20 protein-coding genes are annotated in these 17,857 nt (G+C 59.7%); 13 read left to right on the forward strand and 7 right to left on the reverse strand.

Translation table 11 applies throughout. The features are described 5' to 3' along the window. Positions 1–98 precede the first annotated feature (98 nt). From CEQ44_RS00775 to CEQ44_RS00795, 5 genes are all read left to right on the forward strand, one after another. The gene (locus CEQ44_RS00775) at positions 99–893 is read left to right on the forward strand and encodes a Slam-dependent surface lipoprotein (RefSeq protein ID WP_176400219.1); all 795 of its coding nucleotides are present in this window, start codon (positions 99–101) and stop codon (positions 891–893) included. An 85-nt stretch (positions 894–978) separates the two neighbouring features. Beyond that, positions 979–2,493: a surface lipoprotein assembly modifier gene (locus CEQ44_RS00780; RefSeq protein ID WP_176400218.1), complete on the forward strand. Its 1,515-nt coding sequence runs from the start codon at positions 979–981 to the stop codon at positions 2,491–2,493. Between the two features lie 49 nt (positions 2,494–2,542). Then, positions 2,543–3,142 carry a biliverdin-producing heme oxygenase gene (locus CEQ44_RS00785; RefSeq protein WP_088182689.1) on the forward strand — a complete coding sequence of 200 codons (600 nt, stop codon included), beginning with the start codon at positions 2,543–2,545 and terminating at the stop codon, positions 3,140–3,142. Next, complete coding sequence (locus CEQ44_RS00790; RefSeq protein ID WP_373438233.1) at positions 3,120–3,548, forward strand: YbaN family protein; 429 nt, start codon at positions 3,120–3,122, stop codon at positions 3,546–3,548. The genes CEQ44_RS00785 and CEQ44_RS00790 overlap by 23 nt, the downstream gene beginning before the upstream one ends. A 245-nt stretch (positions 3,549–3,793) precedes the next feature. Then, on the forward strand, positions 3,794–4,417 hold the full coding sequence (locus CEQ44_RS00795) for an energy transducer TonB (protein WP_256960008.1): 624 nt from the start codon (positions 3,794–3,796) through the stop codon (positions 4,415–4,417). A gap of 14 nt (positions 4,418–4,431) precedes the next feature. Here the strand turns inward: CEQ44_RS00795 and CEQ44_RS00800 are convergent, their stop codons facing one another. Genes CEQ44_RS00800 through CEQ44_RS24180 form a run of 4 tightly spaced genes read right to left on the reverse strand, consistent with a single transcriptional unit; the run spans position 4,432 to position 6,357 of the window. Continuing rightward, complete coding sequence (locus CEQ44_RS00800; protein ID WP_088182687.1) at positions 4,432–5,346, reverse strand: fused MFS/spermidine synthase; 915 nt, start codon at positions 5,344–5,346, stop codon at positions 4,432–4,434. After that, positions 5,343–6,008, reverse strand: coding sequence for a YoaK family protein (locus CEQ44_RS00805; RefSeq protein WP_088182686.1), 666 nt, complete (start codon positions 6,006–6,008; stop codon positions 5,343–5,345). The genes CEQ44_RS00800 and CEQ44_RS00805 overlap by 4 nt, the downstream gene beginning before the upstream one ends. Beyond that, complete coding sequence (locus CEQ44_RS00810; RefSeq protein WP_088182685.1) at positions 6,005–6,223, reverse strand: hypothetical protein; 219 nt, start codon at positions 6,221–6,223, stop codon at positions 6,005–6,007. The genes CEQ44_RS00805 and CEQ44_RS00810 overlap by 4 nt, the downstream gene beginning before the upstream one ends. After that, on the reverse strand, positions 6,220–6,357 hold the full coding sequence (locus CEQ44_RS24180) for a hypothetical protein (protein ID WP_176400217.1): 138 nt from the start codon (positions 6,355–6,357) through the stop codon (positions 6,220–6,222). The genes CEQ44_RS00810 and CEQ44_RS24180 overlap by 4 nt, the downstream gene beginning before the upstream one ends. 186 nt (positions 6,358–6,543) lie before the next feature. On the opposite strand from CEQ44_RS24180, the gene CEQ44_RS00815 reads away from it, so the two are divergent. From CEQ44_RS00815 to CEQ44_RS00825, 3 genes are all read left to right on the forward strand, one after another. Further along, a complete protein-coding gene (locus tag CEQ44_RS00815) occupies positions 6,544–6,831 on the forward strand; it encodes a helix-turn-helix domain-containing protein (RefSeq protein WP_088182684.1) in 288 nt (95 codons plus the stop codon). After that, complete coding sequence (locus tag CEQ44_RS00820) at positions 6,831–7,136, forward strand: alkylphosphonate utilization protein (protein ID WP_088182697.1); 306 nt, start codon at positions 6,831–6,833, stop codon at positions 7,134–7,136. The genes CEQ44_RS00815 and CEQ44_RS00820 overlap by 1 nt, the downstream gene beginning before the upstream one ends. Before the next feature lie 81 nt (positions 7,137–7,217). Next, the gene (locus CEQ44_RS00825; protein ID WP_066768168.1) at positions 7,218–7,457 is read left to right on the forward strand and encodes an acyl carrier protein; all 240 of its coding nucleotides are present in this window, start codon (positions 7,218–7,220) and stop codon (positions 7,455–7,457) included. Positions 7,458–7,594: 137 nt separating this feature from the next. Here CEQ44_RS00825 and CEQ44_RS23820 read toward each other — a convergent pair whose 3' ends face one another. Together CEQ44_RS23820 and CEQ44_RS00835 are read right to left on the reverse strand one after the other, a co-directional pair. After that, positions 7,595–8,161 carry a hypothetical protein gene (locus CEQ44_RS23820; protein WP_140419280.1) on the reverse strand — a complete coding sequence of 189 codons (567 nt, stop codon included), beginning with the start codon at positions 8,159–8,161 and terminating at the stop codon, positions 7,595–7,597. Positions 8,162–8,759: 598 nt separating this feature from the next. Then, positions 8,760–10,535 (reverse strand): hypothetical protein, encoded by a 1,776-nt coding sequence (locus CEQ44_RS00835; protein ID WP_088182682.1) that lies wholly within the window; start codon positions 10,533–10,535, stop codon positions 8,760–8,762. A 308-nt stretch (positions 10,536–10,843) separates the two neighbouring features. On the opposite strand from CEQ44_RS00835, the gene CEQ44_RS23825 reads away from it, so the two are divergent. The 5 genes from CEQ44_RS23825 (at position 10,844) to CEQ44_RS00855 (ending at position 15,552) form a co-directional block, all read left to right on the forward strand. Continuing rightward, the gene (locus CEQ44_RS23825; protein ID WP_140419279.1) at positions 10,844–11,053 is read left to right on the forward strand and encodes a hypothetical protein; all 210 of its coding nucleotides are present in this window, start codon (positions 10,844–10,846) and stop codon (positions 11,051–11,053) included. A gap of 227 nt (positions 11,054–11,280) precedes the next feature. Then, positions 11,281–11,937 carry a Fic family protein gene (locus tag CEQ44_RS00840; RefSeq protein WP_176401112.1) on the forward strand — a complete coding sequence of 219 codons (657 nt, stop codon included), beginning with the start codon at positions 11,281–11,283 and terminating at the stop codon, positions 11,935–11,937. A gap of 17 nt (positions 11,938–11,954) precedes the next feature. Continuing rightward, on the forward strand, positions 11,955–13,118 hold the full coding sequence (locus CEQ44_RS00845) for a hypothetical protein (RefSeq protein ID WP_088182680.1): 1,164 nt from the start codon (positions 11,955–11,957) through the stop codon (positions 13,116–13,118). An 89-nt stretch (positions 13,119–13,207) separates the two neighbouring features. Continuing rightward, positions 13,208–13,432 carry a hypothetical protein gene (locus tag CEQ44_RS00850; RefSeq protein WP_088182679.1) on the forward strand — a complete coding sequence of 75 codons (225 nt, stop codon included), beginning with the start codon at positions 13,208–13,210 and terminating at the stop codon, positions 13,430–13,432. Between the two features lie 44 nt (positions 13,433–13,476). After that, positions 13,477–15,552: a peptidase domain-containing ABC transporter gene (locus CEQ44_RS00855; RefSeq protein WP_217894987.1), complete on the forward strand. Its 2,076-nt coding sequence runs from the start codon at positions 13,477–13,479 to the stop codon at positions 15,550–15,552. Positions 15,553–16,500: 948 nt separating this feature from the next. Here CEQ44_RS00855 and CEQ44_RS00865 read toward each other — a convergent pair. After that, positions 16,501–17,724 (reverse strand): IS256 family transposase, encoded by a 1,224-nt coding sequence (locus CEQ44_RS00865; RefSeq protein ID WP_088182677.1) that lies wholly within the window; start codon positions 17,722–17,724, stop codon positions 16,501–16,503. Positions 17,725–17,857: the final 133 nt, after the last annotated feature.

The raw sequence follows: 17,857 nt of genomic DNA on the forward strand, positions 1-17,857 counted from the left end.
GCCACCGCATCCACCATCTTCAACAATCGGGATGACGGCAGCGACCCTGGATATAGGCACCTGAAAAATCAGGTGCTCCAATCGTAGGAGTACATAAGATGAAGTTCGTACATCTCAAAGCCGTAGTTGGCGCCATGGCGCTGTCCATTGCCTTGGCCGGTACTGCGCAGGCCCAGATCGCTCTGTCGGATATCACCTACGCGACCAGCGATGATACCAATGTCGATATCGGTGTCAGCAATGTGCCGTTCGGGCCACACACGTCCGGGAAGGTCGGAATTACCGTGCCCTCCTTGAACGGCCTGTTCTTCGTCGATTTCGAAGGTCTCCAGAATGCCTCTCCTCCGGTGGTCGTCAACGCCGGTGAACCCGGTGTGACCACCGTCAACAACCCTACCGGGACGGTCACCGATCACTCGCAATATGGCCGTTTCGACTTGACGAAGGTCGATGGGCAGAACGTCTATTATGGCGAGTGGAGCCAGACCGGCTCGGCATCGGCCGGCGATCATACCGTGTACTATGCTGGCACCGGTGGCACGCTTGCAGCCAATGTGCCAACCAGCGGCACGGCGACCTATAGCGTCCAGGGGTTGAGCAACTTCGCGAGCAACAGCCAGCTGAACGGGTCGTTCAACGCCAACTTCGGCGCTGGCACTCTGACCGGCTCGATCTCGTCGGCGAACTACGCGCTCAATATCGGCACTGCCAATATCTCCGGCAGCGGGTTCTCCGGGGCCGGCGCGACTGCATCCAATCCGAGCACCAGCACCACGCTGGCGACGGGCGGCAACGTGAGCGGCAGCTTCTTCGGTTCCGCCGCGCAGGCGCTGGCTGGGGTCGCGACCTTCAGCAATCGCCAGTATGACGCCGCTTTCGGCGGTTCGCAGTAACCCGTTGCCGTGAAGAGAGGGGCCAGGGCCGGGTTTCCCGGCTCTGGCTTCTCTTTGCAGCAGCACGCCGAGACTGAAGCCACGCATGCGGATTCGACAAACTTCCATCAAAATTCGCCGGAAGGGTCTTGCCCCCATCTTGTGCGCCGGCGCTGCATGCCTTCCCTCGCTCGCCCTGGCGCAAAACGCTGGCGAGCAGGACACCCGGCTGCGCCTCGACCAGGAGATACAGCGGCGGCAGCGCAAGGCGGAATTACAGATTTTGAAGGATGCCGACGCACTGGACGGGCCGCCAACCTCGCTGGAAATCGACGGGAAGAGTTATTCTGTCGGCGATAATGTCAATGACATGGGCGAGGCCCTCTTTATCTCTGTGAGGCGCCAGCAATGGGCTGACGTGCGCCGGTTCCTCGCCGCCTACGAGCGCTATCCCGATCGCGATCCGAAGCTTGTGCTCTTCGCGAAGGGCGCGCTCGCGCGACAGGCCGGCAAGCTGGGCGAGGCCGAGCGGCATTACCGCGAACTGGTGTCGCTCAATCCCGAACTCCTGTCCGGACAGCTCGAACTGGCCCGCGTCCTGTTCGAGAACCGCAAGGATCGTGAGGCGCGGGGCGCATTCGAGCAGGTTCGAGACCAACTCGTCGCCGAAGGCCAGAAGTCGGCAGGGGTGGTTCGTACCGTGGATGCCTTCCTGACCGCCCTCAAGCGCAGGCGAGGCTGGCAGGGCACCATAGCCATAGGCCCGGGCTACAGCACCAATCTCAACCAGTCCTCAGCCAGCTATACCTGCCTTCTTGCGACCGATGACGGCACCTGCGTGATCGACCGCAAGGTGCCCGATCCGATCAAGGCCACGGGCATCAATTTCGAAGGGACGCTGGGACGCAGCATTCCGATCTCCGGGCATCATGGCGTGCGCGCCAGCGCGCTTCTGTTCGGCGACATTTATCCAAGCGAGCACGACTATTCTCAGGCAACCCTTATCACGCGGGTCGGCTATCAATATCAGTCCGCCCGTAACACGCTGTCGCTATCGCCATCCTTCGACATCGGCAGTTTCGGGTCTTCGGTGCTCTACAATGCCTGGGGTGCCAATCTGGATTGGACGCATACCGCATCACGCAGCATCCTGCTGCGGGCTGAAGCAAACTTTCGCGATTATCGCTATCGCCAGCGCGCCTTCACTTCCCAGGACGGCCCCCAGACAGATGCCAGCCTGACAGCCTTTTACTTCGCTTCCCCGAGTTTGACCCTGTTCGGCGGACCGGATTTTGTCGCGAAGGACACCCCGGCGAACGTTGATGCCTATCGGCAATGGGGAGGTCGCCTCGGCGTCAGCAAGTCGTTCGGCAGGAGCGCGAGCCTGCTCGTGATCGGTTCTTACCGTCACCGCGACAATCGCGCTTATAGCGAAGTTTTCGCCGCCAAGCGTAGCGACGACCAATATAATGCCACCGCGATCGCGCGTTTCCCGGTGCTCAAATTTGCCGGGCTAACTCCTGAAGTCGTGGTGCAGCATACCCGCGTAGAGAGCAACATCGATTGGCTCTATTCCTACAGGCGCACCACCGCGAGTGTGAGGCTCAGCCATGCTTTCTAGCCATCCACAATGTTTCGCAATTTTTCCATTGAGCAGGAGGACGATTACCATGACCGCGACAATCACCGAACCCTTGATCGAGAGCCGCGCCAAGCGCCTCAAGGCGCTGACCAGCGATGTTCATGAGGGGGTCGATCGCTCGATCATGTCGGCGGCATCGTTCGCCAGCATCGAGCGGTACAAACAGTTCCTGGCTATCCAGTTTCTCTTTCACCGCGACGTGGCGGCCCTCTACGCGGAACCGCGCCTTCAGGCAGCCTTTCCGGACCTCGCGCAGCGCTGCCGACTGCCGCTCGTCGTAGCCGACATGGAGGACCTCAGCGTCACAGCGCCGGACGGGGGATCGCCCGCGTTCGTTCCCGATACCGAGCTCGCCTTGGGAACCGCGCTGGGCTGGCTCTATGTAGTCGAAGGTTCCAGCATGGGTGCCGCCCTGCTGCGCAAGGAGGCGCAAAAGCTCGGCCTGACCGATGATCTCGGTGCGCGCCATCTCGCCCCGGCTCCCGAAGGGCCTGCGCCGCACTGGCGTGCATTCGTTGCCGCCCTGGATGCCGTCGCACTTACCGACGATGAAGAAAAGCGCGCCGAGGACGGGGCGCGGAACGCCTTCGCGCGGGTTCAGTCCCATGTCGATGCGCGTCTTGGCTGAAGCGTCGCAGGCCGATCTCCTGCAGCGCGGGCGAGCGGCGCGTGCAGGGTGGCTCGTGCTTGGGGTGATGCTGGTGGCGATCGGCTTCGTGGGCATCTTCGTGCCGCTGCTGCCCACGACGGACTTCCTGCTGCTGGCGCTGCCCTGCTTCGCGCGGTCCTCGCCTCGGCTCGAGGCATGGTTGCTGAACCATCCCCGCTATGGCCCGAGCTTGCGCGCATGGCGAACAGACCGGGCAGTATCGCGCCATGCCAAGATCGCGGCCTGTATCGGTATGGCGCTGGGCTATGGTCTGTTCTGGTTCCATCTCCGCCCCGGCATTTTCCTCTCCTGCGCGCTCGTAGCATTCATGCTGTTCTGGGCGATTTGGATCGTTCGGCGCCCAGAGCCGGGAGCATTACGATGAAGCGAGGCAGCTATCGAAGGACGCAGCTCGCAGCGGCCAATGATGAACCTGGCCTCTTTGAGGGCCATGTCAGCTTCCGATCCTATCATCCCGACATCCCGCCACAGCGCGGAAGGGCCACGGATCCATCCATGGCATGCCCTCATGTCGGCGATATGTCGCGCGGCTCTAGCCGCTATTGCGATCAACCGGCGGACTGGCGAACTCGCCTGTTCGGATTCGCCGGCACTGCCTCGATTATTGGGTTGGTCCTTGCCGGGTCTCTGTTCACGTGGAAGGTGGTGCATCCCCGTATCGCTGCGACTTCGCAGCCGCTGACGGTCGTGTATCTTGCGCCGTTGGCCGCTCCCCCCGAACCTGTGCGTGAGGTGGCTCCCGGCCCTGATCAGGTGGAGAAACAGGAAGCAAAACCTGAACCGAAGCGCGAAGTGCTACCCGTTCCCCTCATCCAGCTTCCCACGACCTCATCGGTCAAGGCGGACATGCAAAAGCCGGTCGAGATTGTCGATCCCGGCCCGCCCGTGCCCCAGACTACCGCGCCCAAAAGTATCGCCGCGCCATCGGTCAACCGGCTTGCCAGTGACGCAAAGCCCAATTGGGAAGCCTTGATCCTTGGCCATCTGGAGCGGTTCCGTCGCTATCCGGCCCGCGCTCGCACGGCCCGCCAGCAAGGCGTCACCTATGTTCGGTTCAAGATGAACCGTGCTGGCATGGTGCTGTCCTCGACCATCGTGCGGAAATCCGGCTCATTCGACCTCGACCAGGCCGCGCTCGATACGCTTCAGCGCGCTCAGCCACTGCCAGCAATACCCGCTGATCGGCCTGAAGTTGTCGAACTTACCATTCCTGTGGAATTCAAGTTGCGCTGAGCATCGGGATGCACCTAGCGCCTGGTCGTCCGAGATGGCTGAAGCTCCGCCCAACGACGGAGCGCCGGTATGATCCGCCGCGCCTTCACCGGATAATCAACCGTGTCCCCAGATGGCAGATGCCGCGCAGCGCTTTTGAGTGCCTCGAACGAGGGAGGGAAGGCAGGGTCAGCGCTGGCAAAAACAACACGATTGCCGCGCCGCTCCGCTGGAATGGCGATCGCCCGTCCATCAAAACTCCCGGCGATACGGCGAACAAGCGTGGCGAAGGCCCTGGAGTTGTCGCAAAGGTTGGCGACCAGCAGGCCGCCGGCGCCAAGGCGGGCACGGCAGCTATCATAGAAGGCCTGTTCGCTCAGGGCCTGAGGCAGCCCTTTGCTGTCGAATCCATCAATGAGGAGAACGTCGGGTTGGGTCGCTGCCGTGGCCTGATAATCGACGCCGTCGGCACATATCACGCGAAACCGACGGTCGTCCGGCGGGATTTGGAATTTCTCTCGCAAGGCGATAACCTCCGGATCAATCTCGACCACCGTGATATCGCAGTCCGGCAAGCAGCGGTAACAGGCCTTGGCCAGCGATCCACCCCCGAGTCCGATCATCTCTATACGTTTGGGCTTGGGTCTGAACAGCCTGAAGCCCATCATAACGCGCGTATAGTCGAACAGGAGGTGATCCGGATCGCTGATACGCATGGCGCTCTGAACGGTGGACCAGCCGAACAGAAGTGAAAGCATATCACCAAATCTGAACAACATTGGTCCGGCCGGGCCGAATGGAGCATCAAGCGTAACCGGGATATCCGTGGCGCTGTGGTATCGACCTTGAAGAGCTGAGCCGGGCTCGGGACGTTCGAGGCGCAAGCCGAAGACCAAGTCATGAAGCAAATCGAGATCGATGTCTGCCGAGCGGGATGGCCCATCGGTCATTTGCGGGCCTGCGCCATCGAAGCCGCAAGCGGGACGCGTCGATGATGAAGCCAGGAGCCCAGCAGGAATGCCGCGCCAGCAGCGGCCCAGATCGCCGAATTTCCAACCAGGCGATAGCTCACGGCACCCAGCACGGCGCCCGTTACCAGGCCAAGCCAGAGCAACAGATAGGGCAGCCATCCGAAGCGGTCACCGCCCATAAGCGCGGAGAGCAAGCGCTGCCCGAATTTAACCAGCGTCCCGGTCATATAGGTAAGACCGATCTGCACCTCGCCATCGCGCTCGAATAGTGCATTTTCCGCTCCCATCGCCATGGCCAGGGCGGCGGCCGCTGCCCAGTTGGCATCGATGATAGCGAGGAGCGCCGAGATCATGAGCAGGGCTGCGATCAGATACATGAGCGCGCTGTGCCTGGAGTGCTGGATGACCCGGCCACAGAGCGAACCGAGCATGACCCCGATCACGAACGATGCGATCAATCCGGCTGCGGTCGCCGCATCCGACAAATGCGTGCTCAAGCCGACGGCAAGGCGCGTGGAATTACCGCTCATGAACGATACGAAGAAGCCGCCGAGATAGAGGAACCCCAACGCATCGACATATCCTGCAAGCGCGGCGAAGCACGCCGCCAATCCCCAAATCTTACGATCGTATCGGTTCATCCATTGCTCTCTTGCGGGGGCGTCGCGCCATTGCGGGTAGCGGACAGATCCCTGTCCCACCGGGCCATTTCTTGAATGTTCAGGGTTTCTACCCGGCTCAATCGCGCCGCGTCTTCGGTGGCGAGCGACTGGTTGGCCAGGCCCTGCCGAACGAAATCCTTCAGCATCATATTCTGAAGCAGGAGAAATTCCTTTACATGCTGTCGCAGTTTCATGGTGTCACCTCGTCATAGGTCCGGTCCAGGGCTCCGAGGCACACCATCATCATCATCGCCAACCCCGAATCTTCAGCCTGCTCGCGTTGCAATGGATCGGCGGGGGCGAGATCGGCGCGCGGCCACTGGGCCATCGCTTGAGGAACCAGTGGACGGCCTTCCTGCCTACAGCCGTGTTGCTGCCAAAAGCCTTTGCACCGACGCACCCATTTGAATCGCTTTTTATGTTCAACGCCGCCTCTGAACCGACAAACACCCGTAGCATATATATTGTCGAATCGTAAGGTTGAACTCTGATATCCCACGCATCATAAGGGTGCATGATTACGTCACAGCAGATGCGGGCGGCGCGCGCCTTGCTCGGGATCGACCAGAAGGAATTGGCCGCGCTGGCAGGTGTTTCCGTGCCGACGATCCAGCGCATGGAAGCCTCAGACGGACAGGTGCGCTGTGTCGTGGATACTCTCGTCAGAGTGATTTCAGCTTTGGAGCAAGGGGGCATCGAGCTGATCGGCGACGATGCACTCAGTCAGGGCAGGGGGCGCGGTGTGCGCCTGAGGGAAGTCGCCTCCTCCGCTACCATGAGAGAAATGAGTGAGAGCGAATGATGCAAGAAGGCGAAGATTACGTCTATGATGAGGTGAGCGGCGAGTGGCTGAGCGCCGCGGATCTGGCTCACCGGAAGGCGGAAAATGTCGACGTCCAGGTGCGCGACGCCGTCGGCAACCCGCTGGTGGATGGAGACAGCGTTACTCTTGTCAAGGATCTGACCGTGAAGGGCGCCAATCAGACGTTGAAACGCGGTACGGTCATCAAATCGATCCGCCTGACCGGCGACCCGCAGGAGATTGATTGTCGATATGATGGCATCAAGGGTCTGGTGCTGCGCGCCGAATTTGTGCGCAAGCGCTGATCCTGAGACATTGGCGCTACACGCCGCGGGGCCAGCCATAAAATGGCCCGCCGACATCGGACATCATACTCAGGAGGCCATATGAGCGACATCGCCGAACGTGTTATCAAAATCGTGATCGAGCATATGGGGGTCTACCCCGACAAGGTGACGCCCGAGGCCAGTTTTCTAGATGACCTCGGTGGCGACAGCCTTGATGTCGTGGAACTGGTGATGGCGCTCGAAGATGAGTTCGGCATTACGATACCCGATGCGGATGCCGAGAAGATCGATACGGTACAGGATGCCATTCGCTATGTCGGTGCTGCCAAGCCTGGCTGAAGCGCGACAACCTTGAGGGGCATGTCGAGGACCGCATGAAGCGATCTGAGAAATATCGGGTTCCGTTGCATAGCCACTTGATGCCTGGGGGCGCTCATTGAGGTGACGCGCTTCTCGAGTTGCTTTTGTGCAATGCCTCACGACACTGCGGGACTTGGTGGCAGCGGTAGGCGAGCCCGCAAATCCAGGATACGCCGGGTTTTCTGGACGTTCGCATGGACTGCTGCGCCTGTGACTCCAAAATGCTTGCCGATTTCCGCTCCGCTCAGGCCTTCCTCATCGTTAAGCCGCAGCATCGTCTCGCCGATTGCAAATCTCTCCGATCGTTTGGCAGCAGCCTGAGCGATCATGTGCAGATGACGGGGGAGCGCAGGTCCCAAAAGGTCGAGTGCCGGTGGTTCCGGTTTACCGGTCCATTGATCGTGAAACCGCCAACCATAGCGATCCATGACGGACGCGATCTCGCAGTAGCAGACCCGGCCAAGATTGGGCAGACGCAAGATGCCCGCCCGTTCGCAACGAGACAAATGGCTCAGCTGCATCTTTTCGATAGGAACCCCCGCTACGGTTGATGCGAGGTCGGTCGGTTTGTCCAACTGGCCCAGGCAGTTGCGTGTGCGGGAAGAAATAACATGCCAAGCTTCGAGCGCCAGAATGGATGCATCTGTTGTTGGTGCCATTAATCTCGGTTTGGTCTGTGACATCCTAGACAACCATTTCCAAAATTCATTGCGCCTAGCATAATATCAGTCCTGCAACCTTCCGGCGAGGCATCGTATCTACAAAATCAATGGTGGCTGACGGGACCGTGCCCCATTGCGTGGTGTAGTATCGAGGGCGCGGCCACGTCGATCTACGGCTATGCCGGGTTGATCAGGCTGCCATGCGTTGCAACGTATGACGCTGTTATCGGTCAATTCCACGCGCTAAACGCCATGTCTGGCAACATCAACTGTGGTGTGGATGGTGCTTGCCGCCGGGTCGGCAGGCATGGGCAAGCACGTCGGGAAAAGACTTTGCGTGAGGGCATTCCGATGCCCAGATATTCTCTGGACGACTCGCATTTCAAAACAGCAAGGGCGTTTTCGGCCTGCCGGCATCATTGCTGGAGCCTCCACGCCCACATCGTGGCCGGCCGCTGAGATTTTTTCGGCTGCGACGAGCGAGGGATCCGTGTCGTCGAGAAAGTCAAGGCGCCGCCTGCGGCGAGGCCGTTTTTTGCTGCAACAGGGTCATTCAACCATAGTCGACGCGGCCAGCGCATAGGTGGGCCATGACGCGCGGGGTGCTTAGGTCATGCGCCTATCCGCCGGCACGGGTGGACATTCCGACAGTAGAAGCCGAGGCCGATAGCAGGGCCTGCGCCGCCTTCTTTTCGGGCGAGTCATATGGACCGTAGAGCACCGGCCCCAGAAGTTTGCGAGCAAGATCGGACTTGCCCTGGCGAACCAACTCGCTGCCCAGGAGTATCCGGGGTGTAGGTGCTCCCGGAACCGCTGCGGCGACTTTGGCGAGGATCGCCAGCGCGCTATCCGGCACTTTCGCGCCAACTCTTGCGTAGCTTTGAAAATTGGCGATCGCAGCGACAGGATCGCGAGGATCGGTTTGAAGCGCGCGACCGATCGTCTCGCGCGCGGCGGCCAGAGCGCTTTCGCGGGCATCGGCAGGGCCGGCTAAGGCCTCGTCTGTCTGAGCAATGCCTTTCCATGCCAGCGCCCGCACGTTCCAGGGGTCCTGGGCCAGAATGCGTTCGGCATCGCCGCGGCATTCGCGCGCAAGCGCAGCGCGGCACTCCGCTTCCGTGGCCACCAGCATCGCACCGACATCAAAGGGTGCCTTGTTCGCTTCCGCCCGCACCGCGGATATCCAAGTGAGCGCGGCAGATCGAGATTGGTCGGTGTTCCGCAGGCTAGCGGAAGCATCGGGCGGTGGCAGATTGCCGAGCCGGAGCTTCGCCTTGACAGCGGTAACCTGGACCGGCGAAAGCACGGTCACCAACGGCGCTCCCTGTACAACGGATGGCGCGGCCGTCGCATAGGCCTTCGCTCTTGAAGCGTAACCCATTATCTCTCGATTGAGCCTCCCGGGATCTTTGAAGGCCCGGGCGGCTTCAGCGAGGGACGCGCCCTGCCTGATCGCGGCCATATATTGGGCGAACTGCGCCTGGAGCGCCGGCTTTGGATTTGAAAATACGAAGAAATGCGTGATCAGCCAGGCATGGTAAGGGGTCCAGGTCATCCGGCGCGATCGCGTGTCAAGGTAGCCGCCAGTCAGTACGTCCCGGGCGTTCACATCGCCGTAGGAACGGAAGACCTGGCGAGAGAGTTCGGGCGGCTTGGCATAATCGAGCGAACCGTCTTTTCTGACCTCGATCGTCGAAAACAGCGCGCCTATCCCATCAAGATACCAGCGGGGATAGGGAGCCGGAACATTCGAGAGGATGAAGTGCTGCGCGACGGCAGAGTAGACGACCGATTCCCAGGGCCTCACCACCGGAGGAAGGTAGGGCTCCCTCTTTCCGATGCAGTCCGTGCCTTGTGCGGCCAAATCCTCGCAGAAACGATCGTGGGCAAGGCTGGTATTGAGATCGACAAGCTGGTCGCTGCGGGCGACCGCCAGCACCGCGCCGCCCGCGCGAGGGTCGTAATAGCGTTGGTCCGAAAAGCTCCTAGCGTAGGGACCTTCTTCCGCGCGGATGTTTCGCAGGCCCAATTCGTCCAGATCGCCGCGCGAACCGAACAGGGTGATTTCGAGCTTCGGCGCACCATCTTGCTGTCCGGCGGCGCCGTAGAGCCGCGTCATCAGCGCGTGCAGCCGCTCGACATTGCCCGCGATCCGGACCAGTTCGGGTTCGCTTCCGTCGCTGAAGATGACGACATGATCGGTTTCGGCCCGTTTCCACCCGCTACGCTTCTGCGCGTGCTTTTGCGCCGTGACGACGATATCGGGGTCGGCCTTCCCGCCGACCGGGGCGCGGGCGACATCATCTGCCTGAGAGCCGAGTGCTGGTGCTGCAACCAACAACGACTGCGCGAGCAATGCAGCGATGCTCAGGCAAGACCAACGTCCGATCGGCATGCATTAAGCCTCGCGATCCAGCGCTACGCGCGCTCAAGGTTGATAGAGTTGGAGTATGCATGACTCGCACCGCCTTTTCCAGCGCATCAAAGCGCCACTCCCTGAAAAGGAGACAAAGGGATGCCGGAGCATTTCATGCCTGTTCAAAGTTGGATGACAATGCAGTCTTTTCAGTCGGAACGAAGGTTACCTGGAAGGTAATCATTATTCAATATTGCTTGCGTGGTGAATCCGTTTGACTTGCACTTGCAAAAATAAATATCCTTCCTGTGCCACACCAGTGGCTACTCGCAAGACAGGAGCTGTTTATGTCCGGTTCTGTTCGATCGATTCATTCACTGCTTGCCCGAGAATTAACGATCTCTGAAATCAAAATGGTCTCTGGTGGCCAAACCTGCGGTGAGGGCAATACCGAGGTCACCACCGAGCCCACTTATTGCGATACCGCCGGCGGTTCGCCCTGGGATACGTCGGATCGATGTGACGACGATGGAAGCTGGGATGTCAGCTGCGACTGAAGTTGAAGATTATATTGCCAGTGACGATGCCAAGCCCAGCAACAGGGGACACGGAAGATAGGAAAATCTGGTCGCCTGTTGCACCCGGCTTCCGATACCGAAATAGACATGCGCTCGATTGGCGGTCCCTCGAAGACCGGATCGTCCGGCTCAACGAACAATACAGGCATTCCCCCTGGCGCTGCTTCGGCAACGAAGCGAAATGCGCATTGCTGTTGCGGGCCGGGTTGCGCGTTCCAGGCTCGCTCGATTTTTCCGTTCCCGCCGGTTTCGAAGCGCCGCAGTTCGATCGGTTTCTGGTCAGGCCTTGCATCGAACCGATTGTATATACCAATTGGCAGCGGTTCTCCGCTTGGCAGATCGACCAGCGCTGGATCAAGCGGGCAGCCGCGTTGCTGACCGGCACCAGCAGCAAGATGCGAAGCGCGAGCGTCGACAAGCCGGCCATTTGTGGCCTTGCGCCAATGCGATATGCGCGATTGGACGACATTCCCTCCTGGCCTGAGGCGATCGAGGTCATTCATAGCTGTGAGGACCTTACCCCCGTGCAGGAGGCAGTGCTGACCCACGCCACATTCGTCCTCTATCACCCGCTCGATGATGGCAACGGCCGTGTCGCGCGATCGCTGTTTCACGCGTCGCTGCACCGCCGGGACCAGGTCGACGCCCCTTTTCTGCCGCTTGGACCGAGCTTCTACAGCGCGTCCTATCTCAAGCTGGGGCTTCTGCGCAGATTGTCTCAAACCGGCGACTGGGAGGCTTATCTGGATGGTGTGCACCCCATAGTCGAATTTGCGATTTCGCTTCAGGAGCATGTCGATGACGCCGACGCGCTGTCGGGCAGCATCAGCGCCCTATCGCAGACAATGACATCACTGGATTGACGAGCGAGGTGCAAGCGATGGACAAACGCATTCTGATTGTGACCAAGCTCAACGATGAGCACGCCCATCTCATCGCGACGGGCCTCGAGATGATGGGCGCAACGCCGAGCATCTTCCGCTTCGGCATGATGCCTGTTCACGAAACCCATACGATTTCATTGGGCGATGAGGCGACATTCTATGTCGATGGCGCCGCGCTCCTTGATGAAGATATCCCTTATGATCGGGTCTGGCTGCGGCGCATAGGTGGCTCGTCGGTAAAGTTGCTGGACGTTCAGGAAAGCGACAAGGCCTATGTCTCCAACATAATGACCGCCTATCGCGCGTCGCTTTTTGCCTTTCTGGATCGTCTTGCGGCCCAGCGGCCCGGTGTCATGGTCAACGGATATTGGGGAAAGCTGGCGGCGGAAAGCAAGGTGCTGCAGCTCTGGCAGGCGCGCAAAGTCGGCCTGCCGGTACCCGCAACATTGCAGTCCAACGACGTTGAGGCAATCCGACGCTTCCAAGACGAGCACGGCGGTCGAATCATCTGTAAACCTCTCATTCCGCAGATGTGGCAAGGCGAAGATAGTCTGGCCTTTGCCTATACCTCGATCATGCCGCCGGTCGCTTCGTTGCCGCCCGATGCGCTGTCCCTGCACCCGGCCATCTACCAGCCCTATGTCGAGAAGGCGTTTGAAGCCCGGGTGATCATCTTCGGCGGTCGGCAATTTGGTATAAAGATCGATTCCCAGAGCGACCCTTTGTCGGTTGTCGACTGGCGCGGAAAGCGCCTTCTCAAAGACAATAATGACAATTATCGATTGCCGCCGGAAATCTTCAGCCGTTGTCAGGATCTGATGCGGGCGCTGGACATATCCTATGGCGCATTCGACTTCATTGTCACGCCCGCTGGCGATCATGTCTTTTTGGAAGTGAACGAAGCCGGGCAATTCCTGTTCGTCGAGGACTGTGCGCCCGGGGACAAGATAGCCCACGCCTTCTGCCATTTTCTCATTCACGGGACCCTGCAGGACTGGAGCGACAAGGACGTGACTTTCACGCTGAAGGATTTGCTATCCTCTGCTGGCGCGCTGGCCCGCAAACAGGCGGATTCCCGCTACCGCGACCACGACCGAACCTCCCGGATATCCAGGATGGATGATCTGGTGGGATCGCATTACGTGTCCGAAGCGCGCTGAACATGTGCCCGCTCGCTTCCGCGCCACCGCCGCCCCTTCCCGAGGCTGGCGTACAGGGCAGCGGCTCATCGTCCTTGTTCCGATCCGAAATGTTCCGCGCGCGCCGGGCACGGGATAGTGCAATCAAGATTCCCGCGATGCCCTGGACGTGGATTGTCCTGCTGGGCGCCGTCCTGTCAGCCGAACTGGTCGGCCTCTACGCGATCATTCTGGTTCAGTTCGATGTCTCGTTTGAAGCCGTCGCCGGCCGGCGCTTGGACAAGCCAGCAGATCGTGCCGCTCCGGCGCCAGACCGATTGCCGCGCAATCCGTGATGTTCACTTGCCCTATCGCGGGCCGGCGTTCCTCGCGCGTCGAGATGGTGCGCCAAACGGAATCGGGCGAATGCGCCCTCGCTGCGCTGGCGATGATTGCCAATTACCACGGCAACCCCATCAGCCTTCCCGAAATGCGTCGATGCTTTCGCGCTTCCAGCCGTGGAAGCACGCTGGAATTTCTGATGCACATGGCTGAGGCGATCGGCTTTTCCGCAAGACCCATCAGCATCCCGCTGGAAGGTCTTGCGCATATCCACCTGCCGGCCATTCTGCATTGGAACATGAACCACTTTGTCGTCGTCGAGCGCATCCGGGCCGACAAGGTTCTCATTCATGATCCCGAGGGAATATCCGACTGGCTCCCCCTGGAGGCGGTGTCCGAGCATTTTACCGGCATAGCTCTAGAATTGCGGCAGGTCAGGCAATTCGATCAGGCGCAGCCGCGACCGCGCCTCGATCCCATCAAATTGCTCCAGGGCGCTTCGGGAATGCGCCGCTCGCTGTTCCAAATACTAACCCTCAGCATATTACTCGAACTGTATACCTTGATCTCCCCATTTTACTTGCGATTTGCGGTCGATGTCGTGCTGCCGTCGCGCGGCCTGAATTTGATGACTGTACTGGCGATCGGCTTTGCCCTGTTGACTGCCACCAATGCGCTGACCTCGCTTCTACGATCCCTGGTGATCGCCTTCGCCAATGCCGCGGTCGGCCACACGCTCTACGTCAATGTCGCGCGCAAGCTCTTGCGATTGCCCATTGATTGGTATGAGCGGCGGCACATCGGCGATGTGATGTCGCGACTCCAGTCGACCGTCCCGATCAGGCAATTCCTCACGGAAAACAGTATCGGCGCGTTCATCGACGGGTGCCTTGGCGCGCTCAGCCTGGCGGTGATGCTCACGTACAGCTTGCAATTGTCGATGGTGGCCATCGGTTTTCTGGTGATGATTTTGATCGGGAAGATGGCATTTCTTGCCCCAAAGCAACGTGCCCAAGAGACGGCCATCGCGATGGCTGGCCGGGAACAATCGGTAATGATGGAGACGCTCAGGGGGATAACGACCTTGCGCGTTCTGGGCGGAGAGGACGATCGGCTGCAATATTGGCAGCGCCGGCTCGCCGATTCCGTCGCGGCGAATCTGTCCGTCGCCCGGGTGAATGTGTGGCAGGATTCCGTCGGTACATCGCTGAATGCCCTTGAGTCGGTCATATCCATCTATCTTGCGATCGGGCTCGCGCTGTCTGCCGATTTCAGCCTGGGCATGGTCTTTGCCTATATGGCTTACAAGACCCAGTTCCTGCGCCGGACATCGTCCCTGCTGGACCAGATCATCGCCTTCAGGATGCTTAGGCTGCATGTGGATCGCCTTGCCGACATCATGCTCACTGACGAGGACAAGGCATTCGGTCGTGAGGCGATATCGGCCAGGACATTGTCGGGCCGGGTTGAACTGCGCGGCGTGGCTTTCCGATATGCGCCTACGGATCCCTATGTGCTGTCCGGGGTCGACCTCGTGATCGAGCCCGGAGAGCATGTAGCAATCACCGGGCCGTCCGGTGAGGGCAAGAGTACGCTCATCAAGATCATTCTCGGTCTCATCGAACCATCGGAAGGCGCCGTGTTTGTCGATGGTATCCGGCTCGAAGCGTTCGGTTTGAAAAGCTATCGGGCGCAAGTCGGCGCCGTCCTGCAGAATGAGGGAATATTCGCCGGATCGATCGCCGAGAATATTGCGCTTTTTGATAAGTTATCGGACATGGACCGGGTTATCGCGTCCGCCAGAGCTGCGGCATTGCATGACGATATCGCAGCCATGCCCATGGGCTATGAAACGTTGGTCGGCGACATGGGCGCTGCGATTTCAGGCGGGCAGAAGCAACGCCTGATACTGGCGCGCGCCCTCTACAGACAGCCTCGCCTTCTCGTAGTCGATGAAGGGACGTCACACCTGGACGAAGATAAAGAGCGCCTGGTCAATGCGGCGATATCGGCGCTGGGGGTGACGCGAATAGTGGTCGCGCACCGCCGACAGACGATTGCCTCGGCGGATCGGATACTCCGCTTATCTGATGGGAAACTGGGAGACGTAGCTCATTCGGCTATGGAGGAGTGAGGCTCTTTTATAGGCGGAGCGGGCATATTCCTGCCAGACTCCCACCCGCATCTCCTGTCATCACCTATCCCGCGACCTCGTCCAAAAATCTGATATGCCGAGCGTTTCATAGGCCGTGCTGACCGCAAAGTCGTGCAATCCATACACTCACGAGCACGCTGGGCCTGGCTCGCATGGCCGCACCAGTCATATCGGAAGGAGGTGCTTGCAATCCCGTTCGCCGTGTTCAGACAATCAGTCTGAAGCTTCAGACGGCTTCTGGGCGCGCTTTTCGCGTTCCTTCTGCTCCTCATCGAGTTCGCGCGCAATCTGGCGACCCAGAAGCCTGGCAAGACGCAGAATAGCTGCGTCCGCTCTTGGCGAGAGCTGGGGTAGCATATCCGAAGATCGCCGCTTCTTACTCATCGGGGCTCGCGTTCCGTCGCTGAACCCGCCCGCATTTCAAGCCCAGACTGCAAATCGGGGCGGGGTGAGGGTGGAAAGAACGAAGGGGAGGGGATCTGGATGGATTCCCCCGTAAAGGCGGGCCACCATACTGATTGTCGGCCGATTTCATGCCCAGCGAAGCTGTGCTATTCTCTTCTCTGGAAGGGCTCTGCGAATGCAGGATGTTGATCACATCGAAACGACAAAGCAGGCGGCCCCGCCGTCGCCGCGCGCTGCGGACTGGTTCTGGCGTCCATGGTATGCAAAACTGACCTGGGCTCTGACGCTGCTTTACTGGATATGCCTCGAGCTTATGATCACCATCCCCTACGACCGGCTGAACATCTACCTTGTCAATGTCATGGTGCTGCTGATCTTTGTCTTCAATCCGATCACGGTAGTAGCGGTTCTGGGATATAGCTTCCTCAAAGCCAAGGTCGCATGCGGCGAATGGGTGATAACGCCAGGACCGCCGTCGCGAGGGACTGTCAGGATTTCCGTGTGTGGGCGGGCGGTTGATCATCAGGCCGCCATGGCTCTGATGAAACGTTCGCCGAAGATGACGGCGAATTGTGCCTTTGCCATCGTCCATTCACGAGGCGGCATCTTCCACTCTTTCTCCGACCTGTTCAAGATCAGATAGAGCAGCTTGGTTGCGGCATCGTCACTGGGGAAATGCCCCCTTGCTCTGACAGCCCTACGCAGCTTCGAGTTCAAAGCCTCAATGGCGTTTGTCGTATATATGATCCTGCGGACGTCGTCAGGGAACGCGAAGAACGGAATGACCTCAGCCCAGGCGCGACGCCAGCTCTGGCCAATCGCCGGGTAACGCTGGCCCCAGGGGCCGGCCTCGAACGCCGTCAGCGCCTTCTCGGCAGCGTCGGCATCAGTGGCGCGGTAAATCTCCTTGAGCGCCGTTGCCAGGCCTTTGCGGTCCTTCCAGGATACGAAGTCCATGGAATTGCGCAGTAAATGGACGATGCATGTTTGAACGACGGCCTCGGGAAACACGGCTGTGATCGCATCTGGAAAGCCTTTGAGGCCATCGACGACAGCAAGTAGAATATCCTCTGTGCCACGGTTGCGCAGCTCGTTCATGACCCGCAGCCAGAACTTGGCACCCTCATTTTGCTCAAGCCACAGCCCGAGCACTTCCTTGGCGCCATCGGCGCGGACGCCAAGGGCGATATGGATCGCTTTATTGCGGACCATGCCTTCGTCTCGGATTTTTACCCGGATCGCATCGAAAAAGACCAGCGGATAGATCGCATCGAGCGGGCGTTGCTGCCAGACGGCGACTTCATCGAGCACCGCGTCCGTCACCGTGCTGATGAGATCGGGCGACACATCGATCCCGTACAGATCCTGCAGATGCCCGGTAATCTCCCGGGTGCTCATGCCCCGCGCATACATCGATACAATCTTCTCATCGAAGCCCGGAAAGCGGCGCTGATACTTGGCTATCAGCTGCGGGTCGAAGCTGGACTGGCGGTCCCGCGGGACATCAATCTCCAGCTTGCCGGTCTCGGTCATTACGGTCTTTCGGCCATAGCCGTTGCGCGTGTTACCGGCACCTTCGCCTGTCGCAAGATGGTGATCCATCTCCGCATTTAACACGCGCTCCGTGAGCGCCTTCTTCAGCGAATCCAGCAAGCCACCTTGTTCAAATGCGGCACTGGCAGCGCATCCGGCCAAAAGCTGGTCGAGAAGCGCATTGGGAATAACGGGTTCTTTGCGTCGAGACATGGTGGGACTCCTTGTTACCCATTATGCCCGCCCACACACGGAAATCCTGACAGTCCCCGTCGCGACGGCCATTGATTGATCCCTATACAGATCCATCCGATGCTCGGTCGGGTGACATACATCTCCGACATAT

Origin of the sequence: Sphingobium sp. Z007 (assembly GCF_900013425.1) — a bacterium.
Lineage (GTDB): Bacteria > Pseudomonadota > Alphaproteobacteria > Sphingomonadales > Sphingomonadaceae > Sphingobium.